Genomic DNA, 21114 nt, shown 5'->3' on the forward strand with positions numbered 1-21114 from the left:
CCGGCCTTGTGCTTGCACCGTAAGAAAGAGGAACACCATGCGATTTTGGACGCTGGCGGCAATCGCCGTCGCCATCGGCATTATTTTGCCAGACCCCGCCTTTGCAGCGGAGGCCTTGCCGGGGGCGACGATGTCGTTGCTTTGGGCGTTGCCCTTTGCCGGCATACTCTTGTGCATCGCCACCGGGCCGTTGTTCTTCCCGCATGTGTGGGAGCATCATTATGGCAAGATCGCTGCGGGCTGGTCACTTCTGGTGATGGTGCCATTGCTGATGGCGTTCGGCTTCGGCGCGGCGAGCGGCGCGGTGCTGCATGCGATGCTGCTCGAATACATGTCGTTCATCATCCTTCTGTTTGCGCTTTTCACCATTTCCGGCGGCATTCTGGTGTCCGGCAATCTGCACGGCACACCTCTGGTCAATTCGGCAATTCTGCTGATCGGTGCGCTGCTCGCATCGGTGGTCGGCACCACGGGTGCGTCGATGATCCTGATCCGTCCGATCATCCGCGCCAACGACAATCGCCGGCACAATGTGCATGTCATCGTTTTCTTCATTTTCCTGGTGTCGAATATCGGCGGTTCGCTGACGCCACTGGGCGATCCGCCGCTCTTCCTCGGCTTCCTGCGCGGTGTCGATTTCTTCTGGACCGCCTCGCATATGCTGGCGCCCGCAGCCGTGATCGGGCTCATCGTACTGGTGGTGTTTTTCCTGCTGGACAGCTGGCTTTACAAGCGTGAGGGCGCTCAGGCCCCGATTGCGGATCCGACGCCGGATTCACGCCTTCGTCTGCGCGGCCTGGTCAACCTGCCTTTGCTGGGCGGTGTCATTGCCGCGATCCTGATGTCCGGCATGTGGAAGCCCGGCATCGGCTTCACCATTCAGGGCGTGCATCTGGAGCTTCAGAACCTGCTGCGTGATGCGATCATTCTGATCCTGGCGCTGGTGTCGCTGGTGGTGTCGAGCAAGGAATATCGTGAAGCCAACGGCTTCAACTGGCATCCGATCCTCGAAGTCGCCAAATTGTTCGCTGGCATCTTCATCTGCATCATTCCGGTAATCGCCATCCTGCAGGCCGGACTTGACGGCGCCTTCGCGCCGCTGGTGTCGCTGGTGACCGCCGCCGATGGCAGCCCGAATGACGCGGCCTATTTCTGGATGACCGGCATCCTTTCGTCGTTCCTCGACAATGCACCGACCTATATCGTGTTCTTCGAGATGGCCGGCGGCGATCCGCAGGTGTTGATGACGACGATGTCGCGCACGCTGGTGGCGATTTCGGCAGGTGCCGTGTTCATGGGAGCCAACACCTATATCGGCAACGCACCCAATTTCATGGTCTATGCCATCGCGCGCAGCCAGGGCGTCAACATGCCGTCCTTCTTTGGCTACATGGCCTGGTCCTGCGTGGTGCTGCTGCCGATCTTCGTGCTGGTGAGCTTCCTGTTCTTCATGTGAGGCCTGCGGGCCTCACGCAGCTGCTCACGCTCCATTCAGCAGCCCGGCAGGGGGGATGAACACGAGTTCTGAAAAAGTCAGGTCAATCGTCTCGGCGTCGTGGGCGCCGAGAACCTGGACGGGCGGTGAGCGCGTCCAGAACAGGGACGGCGGGAAGCCGTCCTTGCTGTCCCCATCGAAATCCATGAACAGATATCCGCGCGCCAGTAGATGCCGCGCCAACGCGCCGGCCGCATCGCGCAACAATGCGCGTGAAGGCGCAAGGATCACCCGCGCACCTGCAACGCCCTTGCGCCGGCCCGGTGCGAGAATGACCGGATGCAGCGCAGCCTGCCATTCAACGATCAGAGCGACGCAGCCAAGCGCTTTATGGGCGGCGAGCAGGTCACGCAGGCGCGTATCAAGTTGCGCGGCTGCCGCGCTACCGAGCGTATGGATACGAACGTGTGGCGAGGGCCGCAGAGCCGCCGGCAGCAGCGGCACGATCACCATGCCTCCCGCCTGATCGACAAAACCGATCTTGCGGTTGAGCTCGCGCATCACCGGCGAGGCGGTCAGGTCGAGATAGGTTGCGGTGGTCTGTGCCATCAGGCGCTTGAGGACCAGCGGTGTGCGCCATTCTTCACCGGGGCGCATGTAGAAACAGGCGAGATTGAAGATTGTCGATGGCGGCTGGGCAAAGGCGTGGCGCTCTGCGGGGATGGCAAGGCAGATGCCAAGATCGCCACGTGACGCGGTGACAATCGAGCCGATCGCATGCTCGCCGCGTCGTTCGACATAGTCGAAGATCCGCGTCACGCTGTCTTTCCATGTCGTCTCGGCCAGAGCCGGGAAACCTTCGGCAAGCAGCGACGTCGCAAGTGCCGAATCGTCGCGCGTGATGGGGCGGAGCTTCATCCGGGACGCGGTCCCGGCTGTGCCTCGATCATCTCTTCGAGCGAATGCAGGGTGTCGATGCGCGAGATGTCGAAATCCTCGTCGGAGAGGTCGACGCCATATTCGCTCTCAAGCTGGATCAGCACTTCTGTCGCTGCAAGCGAATCCAGAAGACCGGATGAAAACAGCGGATCGTGCTCGCCTGCCGGACCCAGCTTCCGCTCGGCCAGAATCTGCAGGATGGTTTCGCGCACACTGGCGCTTGCGTATTGCGTCATGGCTTGCCCTCCGACGTGTGTTCCAGATTGCGCGCGGTTGCAGGCGCGGCCTGCTCGTGCACGAGACGGTCGATCAGCGCGCGCCTGTCGACCTTGCCATTGATGTTGACGGGCAGGGTGGCGACGACATGGACCGGCTCGGGAACCATGTAGCGTGGCAGCGTCGTCAACAGCGCATCCGTGATCTGTTCAGGCGTGAGGGCGCTGGTGCAAAAGCCGACGAGCCCCTGCGGCACGCCGTCGAGCAGCGGCCAGGCAACGACGGCAACGCCATCGCTGTCGCAGGCGCGGCGCAAATGTGCCTCGACTTCCTCAAGCTCGATCCGGTTGCCCTTGACCTTGACCTGATTGTCGGTGCGCCCGAGGTGATGGAAGACGCCGTTTTCGTCGCGCATGCCAAGATCGCCGGTCAGATACCAGCGCTGGCCATCAAGGATGCAGAAACGCGCATCCTGCTCCGGCGACGCGTTGAGATAGCCCTGCGCCAGCTGTGGGCCGGAGAGGGCGATCTCGCCCGGAAGGCCATCCGGGACGGGCTTTTGCTGCGCATCGAGGATCGCGACCGTCATCGTCTCATAGGGCGTTCCGATGGCAAGGATGCCGCGCTCGCCGGTGGTCAGCGGCGGCTCGGTCAGCGTATGGCGCATGCAGATGACGGTGCCCTCCGTCGGGCCGTAGATGTTTTCGACCCGCCCGCCGACGGTTGCGTCGGCCCACGCTTTGGCAAGCGATGCCGGCAGCGGTTCGCCACAGAAGATCGACAGGCGCAGATGCGGGAAGATGCCGGGCTTGAGCGCGCCGGCCTTGCGCATCGTGGCCGCAAGCGTGGGCACAGACATCCAGACGGTGATGTCGCGGGCGCGCAGGAAGCGCGCTGGGGCCAGCATGTCGAGCGGCGTCAGGATATGCAGCGACGCGCCAGCCTCGGCGGCGAGGAACAGATTGTGGACGGAAAGATCGAAGGTGAGGTCGCAGGTTTCCGCCAGACGGTCGTCGGGCGTCAGCTGCGTCCATGGGCGGCTCTCTTCGACGTAGCTGGCAAGGGAGCCGGCCGAGATCATCACGCCCTTGGGCGTTCCGGTCGTGCCGGAGGTGAAGATGATATAGGCCAGGTCGTCGGGGCCGACCGGGACAGGCTGCGCGAGCGGTTGTGCGTCCATCTCGCCGAAGCGGGTGATGGTCTGGCCGGGAACGGGGCTGAGCGGCGCTGCCTTATCGGCGACGACGATGATGGCGGGGGCAGATGCCAGCACGGCTTCGGTGAGCAGCGAGGCACCATTGGCGTCAACGATCAGTGCGTCGAGATCGAGCACGCCGAGCAATTCGGCGATGCGCTGCGGCGGCCATTTGAGGTTAAGCGGGACATAGGCGGCGCCAGCGATGGCGGCGGCGAGCACGCCTGCATAGGCTTCGACGCTGCGGGTGCCAAGAATGCCGACACGCTTGGGCCGGCCAGATGCCGATAGATGCCCCGCCAGCTGCGCGGCCTGCGAGTACATCTGGCCATAGCTGAAGCTGTTCAAAGAATCGGCAAGGAACAGATGTTCCGGAAAGCGAAGAGCTGAGCTTACAAAGCCACTCGCAATATTGTAATCGTCAGCCATATCCGCTCCTGTACCCTGATCAGGAATTGCCTCCCCCCGGACAAATCTTGGCGTCCACGAAAAAGACCTGGCGCGAAAGTCGCGTCATCTCGGGACTGCTTGGCATCACTGATACAAGACAGGGCTTGCGATTTTGCTAATGCGCGCGACATGCGGCGCAATGTCCGCGAATTTCGACGATCGTCTTCTCTGTCTGGAAGTCGTTGGCCGCTGACCAGGCGCCCAGACGTTCGCGGATGGCGTCATCGGTGAACTCGTTGACCTGGCCGCAATCGCCGCAGATTGCAAAGGCGATCATGCCGTGGCCGTGGCAATCTGGATGAGCACAGGCAATGAACGCGTTGAGCGATTCAAGGCGATGGACGAGGCCGCTCGCCAGCAGCTTGTCGAGCGCGCGATAGACCTGAAGCGGCGCGCGGAAGCCTTCATCGCGCAGGCGGTCGAGGATGGTGTAGGCTGACAGCGGTCCTTCGGCCTGGGTGAGCGCGCCGAGGACCAGCGACTGGTTGCGGGTGAGTTCGCGCGGAGCAGCGGTGGTCATGACAGCGGCCTTTCGGTTTGCCGGCTGCGTGCAAGCGGCAGCAGGCTGAAAAGAAACAGCACAAGGGCGGCGACGACAATCGACGGACCGGATGGCGTGTCGAATTCGAGCGAGCCGAACAGTCCGCCGATGACGGCAACCGCGCCCAGCAGCGCACCAATCACCGCCATCTGCTCGGGCGTGGCGGCAAAGCGGCGGGCAGTGGCGGCGGGGATGATCATCAGCGCGGTGATCAGCAGCACGCCGACAAGCTTCATCGCGATGGCGATGACGAGCGCCATCATCAGCATGAAGACGAGACGCGAGCGGTCGGGGGAAAGCCCCTCGGCTTCTGCCAGTTCCTCATTGACGGTGGCGGCCAGAAGCGCGCGCCAATAAAGCGCCAGAACGGCCAGCACCAGCGCCCCGCCGCCCCAGATCAGCGCGATGTCGAGACGCGACACCGACAGGATGTCGCCGAAGAGGAAGCCCATCAGGTCGATGCGCACCCACGACATGAAGGCGATGGTGACGAGGCCGAGCGCGAGCGTTGCGTGCGACAGGATGCCAAGCAGCGAGTCGGTCGACAGCGAGCCGCGCTTTTGCAGGGCGAGCAGCGAGAGAGACGCAAGGACGGCAACGATGAAGACGCCAACCGTGAGGTTGATCTCGAACAGGAAGCCGAGCGCAACGCCGAGCAGCGCCGAATGGGCCATCGTGTCGCCGAAATAAGCCATCCTGCGCCAGACGATCAGGCAGCCGAGCGGGCCGGTGGTGAGCGCAAGGCCGATGCCGGCGATCAGCGCGCGGCTGAAGAAATCATCGAGCATGGTGGTGCTCCGCATGGTCGTGGCCATCATGGTCATGCTCATGATGGTGGCCATCCTCGGGGTGGCAATGGGCGGTGATCGAGCCATCGGAATGCTGCACGCGCCCGTCTGGTAGATGGGTGTGGTCGTGATCGTGACGATAGACGGCAAGCGTGCGCGCGGCGCGGGTGCCCCCGAAAAGATGCTGGTATTCGGGGCTGGCAGCGACGGATTGCGGCGTGCCGCGGCAGCAGACATGACCGTTGAGGCAGATCACCGTGTCGGTGGCCGCCATGACGACATGCAGGTCGTGCGAGATCAGCAGGATGCCGCAGCCGGTCTCATCGCGGATGCGCCCGATGAGGTCGTAAAGCGCGACTTCGCCGGCAAGATCGACACCCTGCACCGGCTCGTCGAGGACGAGCAGGTCGGGCTTGCGCAGCATCGCGCGGGCGAGCAGCGCGCGCTGGAACTCGCCGCCGGACAGCGCCTGGACGTCGGATTTTCCCAGATGCGGGATGCCGACGGAGGTCAGCGCGGCCTCGATCTCGGCCGTCGAGCGCCGCTCGGTGAGCGTCATCAGTCGATTGACGCTGAGCGGCAAGGTCCAGTCGATCGACAGCTTCTGCGGCACGTAGCCGATCTTGAGGCTGGGCTTGCGCGTCACGGAGCCTTCGTCGGGGCGGATTGCGCCGACGGCAGTGCGGGCGGTCGTGCTCTTGCCCGAGCCGTTGGGTCCGATGAGCGTGACGATCTCGCCGCGCGCGACGTCGAACTCGACATTGCGCACCAGCCAGCGCCCGGCGCGCTGGACACCAATGCCATGCAGGCTGACGAGAGGTGTTCGATCGGATTTCGGGGTGTTCTTCATCGCTTATGTCCGGGGTTGCCAAATGCATATCGCACACGTTATAGCATTACACAATGTAATACCATTACATCTCCCGGCACTCTTTCTTGGACGGAACATGCTCATGAAACATTCGCGCCCCCTCGCACTCGCTTTTGCCGCCACAGCGGCGCTTTGCACCACGCCCGCTTTGGCGCTGGACGGCGTCGTGACCTCGATCAAGCCGGTGCATTCGCTGGTGGCGGCGGTGATGGAAGGGGTCGGAACCCCGCATCTGATCGTGCGCGCAAGCGGCTCCGAACATGCCTATTCGTTGCGCCCTTCCGATGCAGGTGCCTTGCAGGATGCGCGGCTGATCTTCTGGATCGGACCGCAGATGGAGACATTTCTGAAGACACCGATCGAGACGCTGGGAGAAAAGGCCGAAGCGGTTGAACTTGCCGCCATCGAAAGCCTGACCTTGCTGCCGCAACGCGAAGGCGGCCCTTTCGAAGCCCATTCGCATGGCGAACACGCGCATGAAGGCGAACATGACCATGACGACCACAAGGATGGGCACAAGGATGGGCACGATCACGCCCATGACCACAATCATGACCACGAGCACGATCACGCGCATGGCGAGCATGATCTGCATTTCTGGCTTGATCCGCTCAACGCCAAGGTGATGCTGGGCGAGATCGAGCAACGACTGCGCGCCGCCGATCCGCAGAACGCGCAGGCCTACAAGGAAAATGCGCAGGCCTATGCGGCCAAGCTCGACGCGCTGGTCGGCGAGGTGGACGCGGCGCTGGCGCCGGTGCGCGAAAGGCCGGTGATCGTGTTTCACGATGCCTACCAGTATTTCGAGCAGCGTTTCGGCGTGAACGTCGTCGGCTCGATCACCGTCAACCCGGAGATCGCGCCGGGCGCGCAGCGTGTGTCGGACATCAAGGCGCGGATCGCGGAGCTTGATGCTGCCTGCATCTTTTCCGAACCGCAGTTCGAGCCGCGTCTGGTCGGTGTGGTGGCGGAAGGCACCAAGGCCCGGACCGGGGTGCTCGACCCGCTGGGCGCGGAGCTTGAAGACGGGCCGCAGCTTTATCTTGATCTCATCCGCAACATGGCAACATCGTTCACCACCTGCCTTGCTGAAGGGTGATGCTGTGCGGTTTCAGGTGCGGGTGCGCAGCTGCCCCTCATAGTCGCCCTTGCCGATGGGCACGCCTTGCGTTCGCAGAATGTTATAGGCGGTGACGGCGTGGAAATAGAAGTTGGGCATGGAGTAGGTCAGGAGCAGCGTTTCTGCGGTCATGGGTAGCCTGCGGGCCGCCCAGGCCGAGGACGATGCGTGGTCGGGATCGACGGGACGGAAGATGTCGATGTCCAGCGTCTTTCCGGACCAGCTGTCCACCTCGGTGCGGTCAAGCGCTTCAAGCGTCGTGATGGCTTCGCCAATAAGATCGCGCAGCTTGGAAAACGGCACCGGCCCGACGAGCGGCGGCGGCTCGAATGCGCCGGTGCGGATCGCGTCCAGCCCCCATACGGCGTGGTTGCGCAGCGCTTCGATCTGGAAATGGAAGGGCGCCATATCAGGATAAAGGCGCGCGTGGACGAATGCGTCAGGGCCGGTGCCGGTGGCCGCGCCATGAAGCGCGGCGCGCTCAAGTACACCGGCAAGCGCGCGCAGCGTTTGCAGGAAAGTCGGGACGCTGAGTTCGTAAAGGGAGATTGCCATCACACGCGCTCCCTGGGGGCTTGCCGCTGCAATTTAACGCATAAGGCGACGTCAGTCTTGCTCGAAGCCCGTCAGCACACCGACGGCGTTGATGCCGATTTCCTCGACGGCATAGCCACCTTCCATGACGAACAATGTCGGCAGGCCAAGCCGTGCGATCCGCGCGCCGATCTTGGGATAGTCGGACGAGGTCAGGCGGAACTTGCTGATCGGGTCGCGCTCGAACGTGTCGACGCCAAGCGAGACGATCAGCGCGTCGGGTGCATAGGCGGCGACGAGATCGCAGGCGCTGTCGAGCGCGGCGCTCCAGCCCTCCCATGCGGTGCCGAGCGGCAGCGGGAAATTGTGGTTGAAGCCTTCGCCCGCGCCGCTGCCTGTCTCATCGGCATGGCCGAGAAAATAGGGATATTCCTGCAGCGGGTCGGCATGCAGGTTGAGAACCTGCACATCGGCACGTGCGTAGAAGATCTGCTGGGTGCCGTTGCCGTGGTGGTAGTCGACGTCGAGGATTGTCACGCGCTTCGCGCCGTTGTCGCGGAAGAACTGCGCTGCGACGGCAGCATTGTTGATGTAGCAATAGCCGCCGGCAAAATTCGAGCCGGCATGATGGCCGGGTGGCCGGCACAGGGCAAAAGCGGCGCGTTCGCCTGCCTGCACCAGCCGAGCGGCGCTCAGCGCGCTGTCGTGCGACGATTTCACGGCGTCCCATGTGCCCGCAACGAAGGTCGCGCCGGCATCGAAGGCGTAATAGCCGATCCGGCCCTCGATGCTGGTCGGCGGCACATCGGCGCGCACGCCGCGCGTCGGCCACACATAGGGCATCGCCGTGCCGGAATGCCCCGCTGCAAGCCATTGCGGATAGACGCTTTCAAGGAAGTCGAGATAGTCGTGCGCATGGATCTTTCGCGCGGTTGAAAGGTCGTGCGCGTTGGGTTCGATCACCGGCCCGAGCCCCACGGCCTCGACACGCTCGCGGATGATCTGCGCGCGCGACGGCTTTTCATAGGCCGCGACGATGGCGTTGGTGTCGAGCTCGACATTGCCGGAATGGCCGACATGGCGCGGTGAAAAGACGGTTTTCATGGGACGACCTCGCAGTGACGCGCAGACTATGCCGCGCGAGGGAGGTGATGCAAGGTGGCGCGAGCGAGTTGCCATTGCGTCGCGGTGTTAAAAAAAACCCCGCCGGATGGCGGGGCTGGGGTAAGGGTAGTGAGAGAGATCAGCCGCGGCGCAGCCAGTCGTCGATCTCGCGGTCGCTTTCTTCCTGGGCCTTGCCGTAGCGTTCCTGGATGCGGCCGGCCAGTTCCTGGCGCTTGCCCTTGATGACGTCGAGATCGTCGTCGGTGAGCTTGCCCCATTGCTGCTGGACCTTGCCCTTGAACTGTTCCCAATTACCTTCGATCTGATTCCAGTTCATGTCGCGTCCTTTCATTCTGGTCGGGACGTTGGCGTCCCTTGCAAAATCCCAACGCAACGAGACGGGCAGGGGTTCCTCAAAAAAAATATCAGCTGCGCGGTGGGCCGTTTGAGGACAGCGCAAAAGAAAACCGCCGGATTGCTCCGGCGGTTTCCAATTTTTCAGCAGTGAAAGGACGATCAGTCCTTGGTGTTCTGCTTCTTCAGTGCCGCGCCGAGGATGTCGCCCAGCGACGCGCCGGAGTCGGTCGAGCCGTACTGTGCGACTGCTTCCTTCTCTTCAGCGATTTCCAGCGCCTTGATCGAGACCTGCAGCTTGCGGGTCTTCTTGTCGAAGACGATGACGCGTGCATCGACCTTCTGGCCGACCTGGAAGCGCTCTGGACGCTGCTCGTCACGGTCACGCGACAGATCCGAACGCTTGATGAAGCTTTCCAGATCGTGGTCGACGAGACGGACGTCGAGGCCGCCGTCCTTCACATCGGTGACTTCACAGGTAACGATCGCACCCTTGCGCAGTTCGCCCGAGGTTGCGGCTTCACCGATCGAGTCACGCGACAGCTGCTTGATGCCGAGCGAGATACGCTCCTTCTCGATGTCGACATCGAGAACCTGCGCCTGAACCATGTCGCCACGGTTGTACTCTTCGATGACCTGCTCGCCAGGACGGTTCCAGTCGAGATCCGACAGGTGAACCATGCCGTCGACGTCGCCCTCGAGGCCAATGAACAGGCCGAACTCGGTCTTGTTCTTGACTTCGCCTTCGACGATCGCACCAGCCGGGTGGTTGCGTGCGAACGCTTCCCATGGGTTCTCGAGCGTCTGCTTGAGGCCCAGCGAGATGCGGCGCTTCTGCGGGTCGACTTCCAGAACGACCACGTCGACTTCCTGAGTCGTCGACAGGATCTTGCCCGGATGGACGTTCTTCTTGGTCCACGACATTTCGGAAACGTGGATGAGGCCTTCGATGCCCGGCTCCAGCTCGACAAATGCACCATAGTCCGTGATGTTGGTCACGGTGCCGGTGATCTTCTTGCCGATCGGGAACTTGGTGCCGATGTCCTGCCACGGATCCGACTCGAGCTGCTTCATGCCGAGCGAGATGCGGTGGGTTTCCTGGTTGATGCGGATGATCTGCACCTTGACCGTCTGACCGATGTTGAGGATTTCGGTCGGATGGTTGACGCGGCGCCATGCCATGTCGGTGACGTGCAGCAGACCGTCGATGCCGCCGAGGTCAACGAACGCACCGTAGTCGGTGATGTTCTTGACGACGCCTTCAACGACCTGACCTTCTTCGAGGTTCTGGACGATTTCCGAACGCTGCTCGGCACGGCTCTCTTCGAGCACGGTGCGGCGCGACACGACGATGTTGCCACGACGGCGATCCATCTTGAGGATCTCGAAGGGCTGTGCGTTGTGCATCAGCGGGGTGACGTCGCGGATCGGACGGATGTCGACCTGCGAACGCGGCAGGAAGGCAACTGCGCCATCCAGATCGACGGTGAAGCCACCCTTGACCTGGTTGAAGATGACGCCTTCGACGCGCTCACCAGCGTTGAACTTGGCTTCGAGACGGACCCAGCTTTCCTCGCGGCGAGCCTTCTCGCGCGACAGCATGGCTTCGCCCAGCGCGTTTTCGATGCGCTCGACGTAAATTTCGACTTCGTCACCCGCCTTGAGTTCCTTGGCCTGAGCGCCGAACTCCTTGAGCGGAACACGACCTTCTACCTTCAGGCCGACGTCGATGATCGCCATGTCTTTTTCGATGGCGGTGATGAGGCCCTTGACGACCGAACCTTCAGCGGAATGCTCGGCCGAGAACGACTCGTCGAGAAGGCTGGCGAAATCGTCACGGGTTGGGTTGGATTGCGACATAGATGCTCCTGAAATGCCCTGACCGTTGCCGGTCCTCCGGGCGCGCGCCGTGGTTTGCGTTTCGAAAGGTCCGCCTCACATCGCGATCCGAGCTTCGGATCGACCGCCCTTTCGGGCAATTCCGGCGCATGACAATGCTGGCGGGCCGGTGCAAGTCCTTGGCACAAAAGCGCCGTACTCTGCTTCCCGAAGCGGGAAAAGTGTACGTCGCTCGATGCTGCAGGTCTTATTTCCGGGAAGCCATGGCCGTTTCGACCAGCGTTTTCGCTGCCTGGAAGGCCGTCTCTATATCCATTTCGCTCGTATCGAGCAAGTGCGCGTCGTTGGCAGGACGCAGAGGCGAATCAGCGCGGCCCATGTCGCGCGCATCACGCTTTTCGATGTCGGCCAGAATCTGCGCAAATTCGGCGCTGCCGCCACGCGCCTCGATCTCGGCGAGGCGGCGTTGCGCGCGCACCTGGGCGGTGGCAGTGACATAGAGCTTCACGTCCGCATCCGGGCACACGACGGTGCCGATATCGCGACCGTCGAGCACGGCGCCGGGGAGGGTGCGGGCAAATTCACGCTGCTTTTCAACCAGCGCCTGGCGCACAGCCGGAATGACGGCGACTTGCGACGCTGCTTCGCCAATCGCGTGCTGGGACAGGATCTCGCGATCCATCTCGCCCAGATCGAGCTGGCGCGCCGCGGTCTCGGCTGCCGACGCGTTCTGCAATGGCAGGCCATAGGTGAGCATGCGGTGGGCGACGGCGCGGTAGGTCAGGCCGGTGTCGAGCAGATTGAGATGGAAATGGTCGGCCAGCCGGCGCGCCATGGTGCCCTTGCCCGCGCCAGCGGGGCCGTCAATGGCGATGATGAACGGGTCGGACATCGGCAATCCTATACGGAGCGCATCAGGCCGCCGTCGATGCGGATGTTCTGGCCGGTGATGTAGGAGGATTTTTCGGAGGCGAGAAAGAGGACGAGGTCGGCGACTTCGTCGGCCTTGCCATAGCGCTGCATCGGCACCGCGTCGCGCCGCGCCTCGACTTCCGGCAGGCTGTCGATCCAGCCCGGCAGGACATTGTTCATGCGCACGCTGCGCGCGGCGTAATTGTCGGCGAAGAGCTTGGTGTAGGCGGACAGACCGGCACGGGCGACGGCGGAGGTCGGGAACATCGCGCTCGGCTCATCGATCCAGGCGGTCGAGATGTTGACGATCGAACCGCTGTTTTGGGCGATCATCACCGGGGCGACGTGGCGGACCGCACGCACGACATTCATGAAATAGACGTCGAGGCCTTCGTGCCACTGCGCGTCGGTGATGTCGAGCAGCGCGCCCTTGGGGCCGTGGCCGGCGCCGTTGACCAGCACGTCGATGCGGCCGAAACGATCCATCGTCATGTCGGTGAAGCGCTGCAAATCGTCCGGCGAAAGGTTGGAGCCGGTGAAGCCGAGGCCGCCAAGATCCTTGGCCAACGCCTCGCCCTTGCCGGACGAGGACATCACGGCAACGCTGTAACCGTTTTCAGCAAGCTTGCGCGCCGATGCGGCACCCATGCCGCTGCCGCCGCCGACGATCATTGCAACCTTGGTGTCAGTCATGGTCTCGCCTTTCGCGTATGCCTGTCGATGAGAGAGTAGGGGAATAGGCGGTTAAGGGAAGAGGGGAGTAGGCAGTAGGCAGGGGCTAGGAGATCAGCGCTCCGAGCCCTGTCATCAGACCCATGAACTCGGGGAAGCTGGTGGCGATCATCGTGCGGTCGTCGACGGTGACGGGGTGCTGGGTGGCAAGGCCCATGATGAGGAAGCTCATCGCGATGCGGTGATCGAGATGCGTGGCAACGGTGCCGCCGCCAAATCCCTTGCCATCGGGGCGACCGCGCACGGTCAGGCACGCCTCGCTCTCGGTGCAGTCGACGCCGTTGGCCTCAAGCCCTCGGGCGACGGCGGCGAGGCGGTCGCATTCCTTGACGCGCAGTTCCTCGATGCCATCCATCACCGTCTCGCCCTCGGCGAAGGCGGCGGCAACGGCGAGAATCGGATATTCGTCGATCATGAAGGGCGCGCGCGCAGGCGGCACGACAACGCCCTTGAGCTGCGAATGGCGCACGCGCAGATCCGCGACCTCTTCGCCGCCGGCATCGCGGCGGTTGAGGATCTCGATGCTGGCACCCATTTCCAGCAGCGTGTCGATGATGCCGGTGCGGGTCGGGTTCATCAGGACGTTCTCGATGGTCACGTCGGAACCGGGCACGATCAGGGCTGCGACCAGCGGGAAGGCGGCCGAGGACGGATCGCCGGGAACGGCGATGGTCTGGCCGCTCAGGCGCGGCTCGCCTTCGATGCGGATGTGGCGCACGCCTTGCGCGTCGGTCTCGATGTCGAGTGCAGCACCGAAGCCGGCCAGCATCTTTTCCGTGTGGTCGCGGGTCATGATCGGCTCGATCACGGTGGTGATGCCCGGCGTGTTGAGGGCAGCCAGCAGCACAGCCGATTTCACCTGCGCGGAGGCCATCGGCACGCGGTAGCTGATCGGCGCGGCGCGCCGCGGGCCATGCAACGTCAACGGCAGGCGATCCCCCGGCGCGGCATCGATGACCTGAACGCCCATCTCGCGCAGCGGGTTGAGCACGCGCGCCATCGGGCGGCTCTGCAACGAGGCGTCGCCGATGAAGGTGGTCTTCATGTCATAGGTGCCGACGAGGCCCATGGTCAGGCGCGAGCCGGTGCCGGCATTGCCGAAATCGAGCGGCGCCTGCGGCTCCAGAAGGCAGCCATTGCCGACGCCGTCGATGACCCACTCATTACCGGCGCGGGTGATCTTCGCACCCATGGCCACCATGGCATCGCCGGTGCGCATGACGTCCTCGCCTTCCAGCAGCCCGGTGATGCGCGTCTGGCCCGCAGCAAGGCCGCCAAACATGAAGGCACGGTGCGAAATCGACTTGTCGCCCGGCACACGAATGCTGCCGGTCAGCGTTTCGGAACGTGAAGCTGTGGAGGGATTGGGCAAAGCGTACGAATTCATGAGAAAATTCCGGTCTGGCGCAACGTCGTGGTGGCGTTTTTGTTGCGGCGTCGTACCATGCGACCTGCGTTCGGTCATCCCCTGGACACGGGTCAGGACTGAAAAGCGCTTTTCATGCGCGCTGCACATGCGCGGGCGCGAGTTGTGGGCAGGAGGCGGGCGACGCGGATATAGGCTTTGACAGTGGGTCGACTTGCAGTTAAGGGACCGCAATTCTGATGAGAGCGTCAGGGGCTGCCGGCCTTGGCAGGCAAGATCCCCCATCCACGGACCGACGTGCAGATCGGTCTCATCGCAAGCAGAAAATTATGAGGCAGCACGTGGCTAACCCCGATCTCGGCACCAAACGCATCTGCCCCGAAACGGGCCGCAAATTCTACGATCTCAACAAGGATCCGATTGTCTCTCCCTATACGGGCCAGAGCTATCCACGTTCCTTCTTCGACATCACCACCAAGATGTCCGTCGTCGCAGACGAGGAAGACGAAGAAGAGAAGGAAGTCGATCTGGAGGATGAGGGCGCCGAGCTGGTGTCTCTTGAAGACGCCGACGACGAAGCGAAGGGCGAAGAGATTCCGCTCGACGATGACGATGACGATGTCGACCTTGGCGACGACGATGACGACACCTTCCTGGCCGATGACGAGGACGATGAGGACGACGTCACCGGCATGATCAGCGTCGGCGACGACGACGACGAAGGTTAATTGAAGAAACACCTCGAAAGAGGCTTGATCTTAGAGGCGGCCAGGGTTAGAAGCCGCCTCTAACACCGGTGCAGCACCCCAGCCGCATCGGTCTGATGGGGCCATAGCTCAGCTGGGAGAGCGCCTGCATGGCATGCAGGAGGTCAGCGGTTCGATCCCGCTTGGCTCCACCAAATTCTACCCTCCCTGTTACGACCCGATTTGATCCGCCAGAACCATGAATTGTGCCGTATGGCGCGCCTTTCCGCGCGGCGTGCAAGGCCTTCTGGCATAAGCCGACAAAATATCGATAAATTGCATGGCAGGCATGCAGGAATGTTGGTTGTCCGAATCGGCCCGTCTGGGTAGGAAGCAGTCACTGACGTTCTACCTCCTCCCAGAACGTCGGTATCGAATGCGGCGAACCTCCTCCCTTGCCGCATTGCAGATTAGACCCGCTGCACCTCCTCCCGCAGCGGGTCTTATCATTTCTGCACCCTATAGCCGGCAGATGCGGCTTTCCTTACAAATTGCTGTACCGGTTTGCGATGAAGCTTCAGGCAATCGTCGTCGTCAATGCGCCGAGATTTTCGATCTCGACGACGCAGACATCGCCGCGCTCCAGCGCGCCGACCCCGGCAGGCGTGCCGGTATAGACGAGGTCGCCTGGCTGAAGGCGGATCGAGGCCGACAAGATCGCGATGATTTCCGGCACCGACCAGATCAATTCCGAAAGATCGCCGCTCTGGCGCAGGCTGCCATTGACCGAGAGGCGGATGAAGCCCTGTGAAGGATGGCCAATGGTTGCGACGGGGATGACCGGGCCGCAAATGGCGGAATTGTCAAAACCCTTGCCCCAATCCCATGGCCGCCCCGCCTTCTTGGCTTCGGCCTGGCGGTCGCGCCGTGTCAGATCGTTGCCAATGGCGTAGCCCCAGACATGGGCAAGCGCGTCGGCGGCATGGATATCAGCACCACCGCGCCCGATGGCAACGACCAGTTCTGCTTCATGATGAAGGTCATCCGTGTCCGGCGGGTAGGGGATCGTGGCGCCGTCGTCGACCAGCGCATCAGCCGGCTTGGTAAAGAAAAACGGCGGCTCGCGGTTCGGATCGCCGCCCATCTCATGTGCGTGGGCGGCATAGTTGCGCCCGACACAGAAGATGCGTCGCACCGGGAATCGGGATGTGGAGCCGGCTGTCGCGACGGATGGAACCGGAGGCGGGGCAAAAACGTAGTCCATGAAACTTTTCCTGTAAGCCTGTCGATAGCCAATTGGACGCGTTTTCGCGGCGCGCGCAAGGGGGCCGCAGCCGGGCCGAAAATCCGGGGCAGCCCGGCTGCATGGCTGCCATGCGAGGGAGGTTGTTGACGCGGTCTTGTGCAGGAGAGCATCATTCAAGGCACCTGCCAGAGTTGCATGCGGAGGAACGATCCATGTCAAAAGCGGAAATAGGCCTCATCGGGCTCGGTGTCATGGGCTCGAACCTTGCCCTGAACATTGCCGAGAAGGGCTACCCGGTCGCCGTCTATAATCGCACGACATCGCGCACCGGCGCTTTTTTCGAAAACGCCCATGGCCTGCGTGAAAATGTCGTTCCCTGCTCAACGCTGGAAGAGCTGGTTGCGCAGATCAAGCCGCCGCGCCCGATCATTCTGATGGTGCAGGCCGGCAAGGCGGTGGACGAGCAGATCGCCGCGCTGCGCGGGCTGCTGTCGAAGGACGACATCATCATCGACGCTGGCAACGCCAATTTTCGCGACACGATCCGCCGTTTTGAGGAAATGGCGGGATCGGGCCTCACCTTCATCGGCATGGGCGTTTCCGGCGGCGAGGAGGGCGCGCGCCACGGCCCCTCGATCATGGTCGGCGGCAAGCAGGAAGCCTATCAGCGGGTCGAAAAGATTCTGACCTCGATTGCCGCGCGCTTCGAGGGCGAGCCGTGTTGCGCCTGGCTCGGCGAGGGTGGCGCGGGCCACTTCGTCAAGACGATCCACAACGGCATCGAATATGCCGACATGCAGATGATCGCTGAGATCTACGGCATCCTGCGTGACGGATTCGGCATGGAAGCGGGCGACATCGGTGCACTTTTTGCCAAGTGGAACGAAGGCCGGCTCAATTCCTATCTGGTGGAAATCACTGCTGAAGTGTTGAAGACCCAGGACGCGGACACGATGCGTCCGATCGTGGATGTGATTCTCGATCGAGCCGGGCAGAAGGGCACCGGACGCTGGTCGGCGATCGAAGCGCAAATGATGGGCGTGCCGGCAACGGCGATCGAATCGGCGGTGGCAGCACGCAGCCTTTCGGCGGAAAAGACGCTGCGGCGCGCAGCCTCGGCAGCCTATGGCAAGCCCAACAAGCCGGACGCGACGACACCTGACGCCGCCTTTATCGACGATCTGGAGCTGGCATTGTTTGCCGGCAAAATAGCAGCCTATGCGCAAGGTTTCGCCGTGATGGGAGAAGCCTCGGCGGAGTTCAAATGGAACCTGCCAATGCCGACGATCGCGCGCATCTGGCGCGCTGGCTGCATCATCCGTTCGCAGTTCCTCGGCACCCTGGCCCAGTCGTTCGAAGCCGATGCGGAGGCAGAAAACCTGCTGCTGATCAAGGATTTCGTCGGCATGATGCAGGAAGCACAGCCCTCCTTGCGGCGCATCGTGGCGCATGCGGCGCTCGGCGGGCTGCCGGTGCCGGCATTGTCGGCGGCGCTCGGTTATTTCGACTCGTTCCGTCAGGCGCGCGGCACCGCTAACCTGATCCAGGCGCAACGCGACTTCTTTGGCGCCCATGGGTTTGAGCGCATCGACCGGGAAGGCGAAGATTTCCACGGGCCGTGGGCGCTGGTTTCCTGACGGGCTGAACGATTTGCGGGTCTTGGGGGTGCGTCCTTCGAGGCTCGCTGACGCGCGCACCTCAGGATGAGGATGGTAGCGCGCGATAAACTGTTGCTGCGCCTGCCCATTACCTATTCCCTTACTCCCTTCTTCCCCTATTCCCGCAGCCACCTCTCCTGCGCTATGTTCGCTCCTGAATGCTGATGGCGTGAAAGGATATGGTATGAGCTGGCATCCTGCGGACGACCGCTACGAGACGATGCGGTACAACCGGTGCGGGCGCTCCGGATTGAAACTGCCGGCGATCTCGCTGGGCCTGTGGCACAATTTCGGCCATGACCGGCCGCACCAGCTCAAGCGCGATCTGTGCCGCCGCGCCTTCGACCTCGGCATCACCCATTTCGATCTTGCCAACAATTATGGCCCACCGCCCGGCTCTGCCGAAGAAGCGTTCGGCGAGATCTTGCGCACCGACTTTGCCGGTTATCGCGACCAGCTGATCATTTCGTCGAAGGCCGGCTACGACATGTGGCCGGGGCCGTATGGCGAATGGGGGAGCCGCAAATATCTGCTCGCCTCGCTCGACCAAAGCCTCAAGCGGCTCGGCGTCGACTATGTCGACATCTTCTATTCGCATCGTTTCGATCCCGAAACGCCGCTGGAAGAGACGATGATGGCGCTCGATCAGGCGGTGCGCTCGGGCAAGGCGCTTTATGTCGGGCTGTCGTCCTACAATTCGAAGCGCACCCGCGAGGCTGCCGAAATTCTCAAGCAGCTGGGCACGCCCTGCCTGATCCACCAGCCGTCCTATTCAATGCTCAATCGCTGGGTCGAGGAAGACGGCCTGCTCGACACGCTGGACAATCTGGGCATTGGCTCGATCGTGTTCTCGCCGCTGGCGCAGGGCATGCTGACCGACAAATATCTTGGTGGCATCCCCGAAGGCGCGCGCGCCGGACAGGGCAAGTCACTGCGCCCGACCCATATCAACGCCGAAAATCTCGGCAAGATTTCAGCCCTCAATGACATCGCCAAAAGCCGCGGCCAGACGCTGGCGCAGATGGCGCTGGCCTGGGTGCTGCGCGGCGGACGGGTGACGACGGCGCTGATCGGGGCGAGCCGCCCCGAGCAGATCGATGATTGCGTTGCGGCGCTGAAGAACCTTGATTTCACCGAGGCGGAGCTGGCGGAAATCGACACCTATGCCAAGGATGCCGGGATCAATCTGTGGGCGGCATCTGCCGAACGGCCCGGACCGCCGCGCAAGTAACAGCGCGGCCTTCACGGGTGAGGATGTTTTGGGAGGAACACATCACATGACCACTGCGCCAGCGACCATGAAGGGGCCGGGAATTTTCCTGGCCCAGTTTGTCGGCGATCAGGAACCGTTCAACTCGCTGCCGTCGATCGCGGCCTGGGCGGCAGGGCACGGCTACAAGGGCATCCAGTTGCCCAGCGGCGAGCCGAAGCTGTTCGATCTCGAGCGGGCGGCAGAGTCGAAGGATTATTGCGACGAGATCAAGGGCGTGTGCGCTGAGGCGGGCGTCGAGATCACTGAACTGTCATGCCATTTGCAGGGGCAGCTGGTGGCAGTGCATCCGGCCTATGACGCGCAGTTCGATGCCTTCGCCCCGGCGCATCTGCACGGCAACCCCAAGGCACGGCAGGAATGGGCGGTCGATCAGGTCAAGAAGGTGGCGCGCGCCTCACGCAATCTCGCACTGCCAGGGGCGGTCGGCTTTACCGGCGCGCTGGCGTTTCCCTATCTTTATCCGTGGCCGCAGCGCCCGGCAGGGCTGGTAGAAGAGGCCTTCGCCGAGCTTGGCCGACGCTGGAAGCCGATCCTCGAAATCTATGAAGAGTGCGGCTGCGATCTCGGCTTTGAAATCCATCCCGGCGAAGACGTTTTCGATGGCGCGACCTTCGAGATGTTCCTCGACGCGGTCGGCGGGCACAAGCGCTGCATGATCAATTACGATCCGTCGCACTTCCTGTTGCAGCAGCTCGACTATCTTGCCTTCATCGACATCTATCATGAACGGATTTCGGCGTTTCACGTCAAGGACGCCGAGTTCAACCCGACCGGCAGGCAGGGCGTTTATTCCGGCTATCAGGGCTGGACCGAGCGCGCGGGTCGCTTCCGTTCGCTGGGCGATGGGCAGGTCGATTTTTCCGGCATCTTTTCCAAGCTGGCGCAGTATGGCTACGACCGCTGGGCGGTGCTGGAATGGGAATGCTGTCTGAAGCACCCGGAGCAGGGGGCCGCGGAGGGCGCACCGTTCATCGATGCCCACATCATTCAGGTGACTGACAAGGCGTTTGACGACTTTGCCGGTGGCAGCACGGATCGCGCGGCGTTGCGCAGGATGATGGGAATCGCCTGACCGATGACGACCGGACAAGTGCTGCCGCTGTGTCGAAACACTCGACTTTGCGGCGCGCACGGGTTAGGGGGCGCTGAGATCAACGAGGCTGCGCCATGACTTCTCCGACACTCATCGCTCCATCCGTGCTGTCTGCCGATTTCTCGCGACTTGGCGAGGAAGTGGAGGCGGTGGTTGCCGCTGGCGCCGACTGGATCCATCTCGACGTGATGGACGGACATTTCGTGCCGAACATCACCTTCGGGCCGCAGATCATCAAGTCGATCCGGGGCCGCACCGACAAGATCTTCGACTGCCATCTGATGATCACGCCTGCCGATCCGTATCTGGCGGCATTCGCCGATGCTGGCTGTGACATCATCACGGTGCATGCCGAAGCCGGCCCGCATCTCGACCGCTCGCTGCAGGCGATCCGTGCGCTGGGCAAGAAGGCGGGCGTGTCGCTCAACCCGTCGACGCCGGAATCGGTGATCGAATATGTGCTCGACCGGCTCGATCTGGTGCTCTTGATGACGGTCAATCCCGGCTTTGGCGGCCAGGCCTTCATTCCGTCGGTGGTCGAGAAGGTGCGCCGGGTCAAGGCGATGATCGGCGACCGTCCGATCGACATCCAGATTGACGGCGGTGTGACGCCGGAAACCGCGCCGTTGGTCGCCGCAGCAGGCGCCAACGTGCTGGTTGCAGGCTCGGCGGTGTTCAAGGGCGGCTCGACCGAGGCCTATGCCAGGAACATCACGGCGATCCGCAACGCTGCCGATCTTGCCACCGGCAGCGCTGTCTGAT

General features: G+C 62.7%; 21 protein-coding genes and 1 tRNA gene. 8 read left to right on the forward strand and 14 right to left on the reverse strand.

The window, feature by feature from the left end:
* The first annotated feature begins 37 nt into the window (after positions 1-37).
* Positions 38-1456, forward strand: coding sequence for a sodium:proton antiporter (locus BMZ42_RS10625; protein WP_091522020.1), 1419 nt, complete (start codon positions 38-40; stop codon positions 1454-1456).
* Between the two features lie 24 nt (positions 1457-1480).
* Here the strand turns inward: BMZ42_RS10625 and BMZ42_RS10630 are convergent, their stop codons facing one another.
* The 6 genes from BMZ42_RS10630 to BMZ42_RS10655 all read right to left on the reverse strand — a co-directional run bounded on the left by BMZ42_RS10630 (position 1481) and on the right by BMZ42_RS10655 (position 6414).
* On the reverse strand, positions 1481-2353 hold the full coding sequence (locus BMZ42_RS10630) for a hypothetical protein (RefSeq protein ID WP_091522022.1): 873 nt from the start codon (positions 2351-2353) through the stop codon (positions 1481-1483).
* Positions 2350-2610: an acyl carrier protein gene (locus tag BMZ42_RS10635; protein WP_091522025.1), complete on the reverse strand. Its 261-nt coding sequence runs from the start codon at positions 2608-2610 to the stop codon at positions 2350-2352. The genes BMZ42_RS10630 and BMZ42_RS10635 overlap by 4 nt, the downstream gene beginning before the upstream one ends.
* The gene (locus BMZ42_RS10640; RefSeq protein WP_091522026.1) at positions 2607-4214 is read right to left on the reverse strand and encodes an amino acid adenylation domain-containing protein; all 1608 of its coding nucleotides are present in this window, start codon (positions 4212-4214) and stop codon (positions 2607-2609) included. Before BMZ42_RS10640 ends, BMZ42_RS10635 begins: the two co-directional genes overlap by 4 nt.
* 136 nt (positions 4215-4350) lie before the next feature.
* Positions 4351-4755, reverse strand: a complete 405-nt coding sequence (locus BMZ42_RS10645; RefSeq protein WP_091522029.1) for a Fur family transcriptional regulator — start codon at positions 4753-4755, stop codon at positions 4351-4353.
* Complete coding sequence (locus BMZ42_RS10650; protein ID WP_091522031.1) at positions 4752-5564, reverse strand: metal ABC transporter permease; 813 nt, start codon at positions 5562-5564, stop codon at positions 4752-4754. Before BMZ42_RS10650 ends, BMZ42_RS10645 begins: the two co-directional genes overlap by 4 nt.
* Complete coding sequence (locus BMZ42_RS10655) at positions 5554-6414, reverse strand: ATP-binding cassette domain-containing protein (protein WP_091522034.1); 861 nt, start codon at positions 6412-6414, stop codon at positions 5554-5556. Before BMZ42_RS10655 ends, BMZ42_RS10650 begins: the two co-directional genes overlap by 11 nt.
* A gap of 103 nt (positions 6415-6517) precedes the next feature.
* Between BMZ42_RS10655 and znuA the strand changes: the two genes are divergently transcribed.
* Complete coding sequence (gene znuA, locus BMZ42_RS10660; RefSeq protein ID WP_091522036.1) at positions 6518-7534, forward strand: zinc ABC transporter substrate-binding protein ZnuA; 1017 nt, start codon at positions 6518-6520, stop codon at positions 7532-7534.
* Positions 7535-7546: 12 nt separating this feature from the next.
* Here the strand turns inward: znuA and BMZ42_RS10665 are convergent, their stop codons facing one another.
* From BMZ42_RS10665 to aroA, 7 genes are all read right to left on the reverse strand, one after another.
* A complete protein-coding gene (locus BMZ42_RS10665; RefSeq protein WP_091522038.1) occupies positions 7547-8110 on the reverse strand; it encodes a DUF1993 domain-containing protein in 564 nt (187 codons plus the stop codon).
* Positions 8111-8161: 51 nt separating this feature from the next.
* On the reverse strand, positions 8162-9193 hold the full coding sequence (locus BMZ42_RS10670) for a histone deacetylase family protein (protein WP_091522040.1): 1032 nt from the start codon (positions 9191-9193) through the stop codon (positions 8162-8164).
* 139 nt (positions 9194-9332) lie between these two features.
* Positions 9333-9530: a CsbD family protein gene (locus tag BMZ42_RS10675; protein WP_091522042.1), complete on the reverse strand. Its 198-nt coding sequence runs from the start codon at positions 9528-9530 to the stop codon at positions 9333-9335.
* 179 nt (positions 9531-9709) lie between these two features.
* Positions 9710-11407, reverse strand: a complete 1698-nt coding sequence (rpsA, locus tag BMZ42_RS10680) for a 30S ribosomal protein S1 (RefSeq protein WP_091522044.1) — start codon at positions 11405-11407, stop codon at positions 9710-9712.
* Positions 11408-11633: 226 nt separating this feature from the next.
* Positions 11634-12278, reverse strand: coding sequence for a (d)CMP kinase (gene cmk / locus BMZ42_RS10685; RefSeq protein WP_091522046.1), 645 nt, complete (start codon positions 12276-12278; stop codon positions 11634-11636).
* An 8-nt stretch (positions 12279-12286) separates the two neighbouring features.
* Entirely contained in the window at positions 12287-12991 is a 705-nt protein-coding gene (locus tag BMZ42_RS10690) for an SDR family oxidoreductase (protein WP_091522049.1), read from the reverse strand.
* Between the two features lie 85 nt (positions 12992-13076).
* Complete coding sequence (gene aroA, locus BMZ42_RS10695) at positions 13077-14417, reverse strand: 3-phosphoshikimate 1-carboxyvinyltransferase (protein WP_091522196.1); 1341 nt, start codon at positions 14415-14417, stop codon at positions 13077-13079.
* 320 nt (positions 14418-14737) lie between these two features.
* Between aroA and BMZ42_RS10700 the strand changes: the two genes are divergently transcribed.
* Together BMZ42_RS10700 and BMZ42_RS10705 are read left to right on the forward strand one after the other, a co-directional pair.
* Positions 14738-15124, forward strand: a complete 387-nt coding sequence (locus BMZ42_RS10700) for a TIGR02300 family protein (RefSeq protein ID WP_091522199.1) — start codon at positions 14738-14740, stop codon at positions 15122-15124.
* 97 nt (positions 15125-15221) lie between these two features.
* Positions 15222-15297, forward strand: a tRNA-Ala gene (locus tag BMZ42_RS10705).
* Positions 15298-15659: 362 nt separating this feature from the next.
* Here the strand turns inward: BMZ42_RS10705 and BMZ42_RS10710 are convergent.
* Positions 15660-16346 (reverse strand): fumarylacetoacetate hydrolase family protein, encoded by a 687-nt coding sequence (locus tag BMZ42_RS10710; RefSeq protein WP_091522051.1) that lies wholly within the window; start codon positions 16344-16346, stop codon positions 15660-15662.
* A 194-nt stretch (positions 16347-16540) separates the two neighbouring features.
* On the opposite strand from BMZ42_RS10710, the gene gndA reads away from it, so the two are divergent.
* From gndA to rpe, 4 genes are all read left to right on the forward strand, one after another.
* Positions 16541-17965, forward strand: coding sequence for an NADP-dependent phosphogluconate dehydrogenase (gene gndA, locus BMZ42_RS10715; RefSeq protein WP_091522054.1), 1425 nt, complete (start codon positions 16541-16543; stop codon positions 17963-17965).
* A 205-nt stretch (positions 17966-18170) separates the two neighbouring features.
* Complete coding sequence (gene mgrA, locus BMZ42_RS10720) at positions 18171-19217, forward strand: L-glyceraldehyde 3-phosphate reductase (protein WP_091522056.1); 1047 nt, start codon at positions 18171-18173, stop codon at positions 19215-19217.
* A gap of 46 nt (positions 19218-19263) precedes the next feature.
* Complete coding sequence (locus tag BMZ42_RS10725; RefSeq protein WP_091522058.1) at positions 19264-20331, forward strand: sugar phosphate isomerase/epimerase family protein; 1068 nt, start codon at positions 19264-19266, stop codon at positions 20329-20331.
* Positions 20332-20426: 95 nt separating this feature from the next.
* Complete coding sequence (gene rpe, locus BMZ42_RS10730) at positions 20427-21113, forward strand: ribulose-phosphate 3-epimerase (RefSeq protein WP_091522061.1); 687 nt, start codon at positions 20427-20429, stop codon at positions 21111-21113.
* The last annotated feature ends 1 nt before the right edge of the window (position 21114 follow it).

The organism is Aquamicrobium aerolatum DSM 21857 (genome assembly GCF_900113935.1).
Taxonomy (GTDB): domain Bacteria; phylum Pseudomonadota; class Alphaproteobacteria; order Rhizobiales; family Rhizobiaceae; genus Aerobium; species Aerobium aerolatum.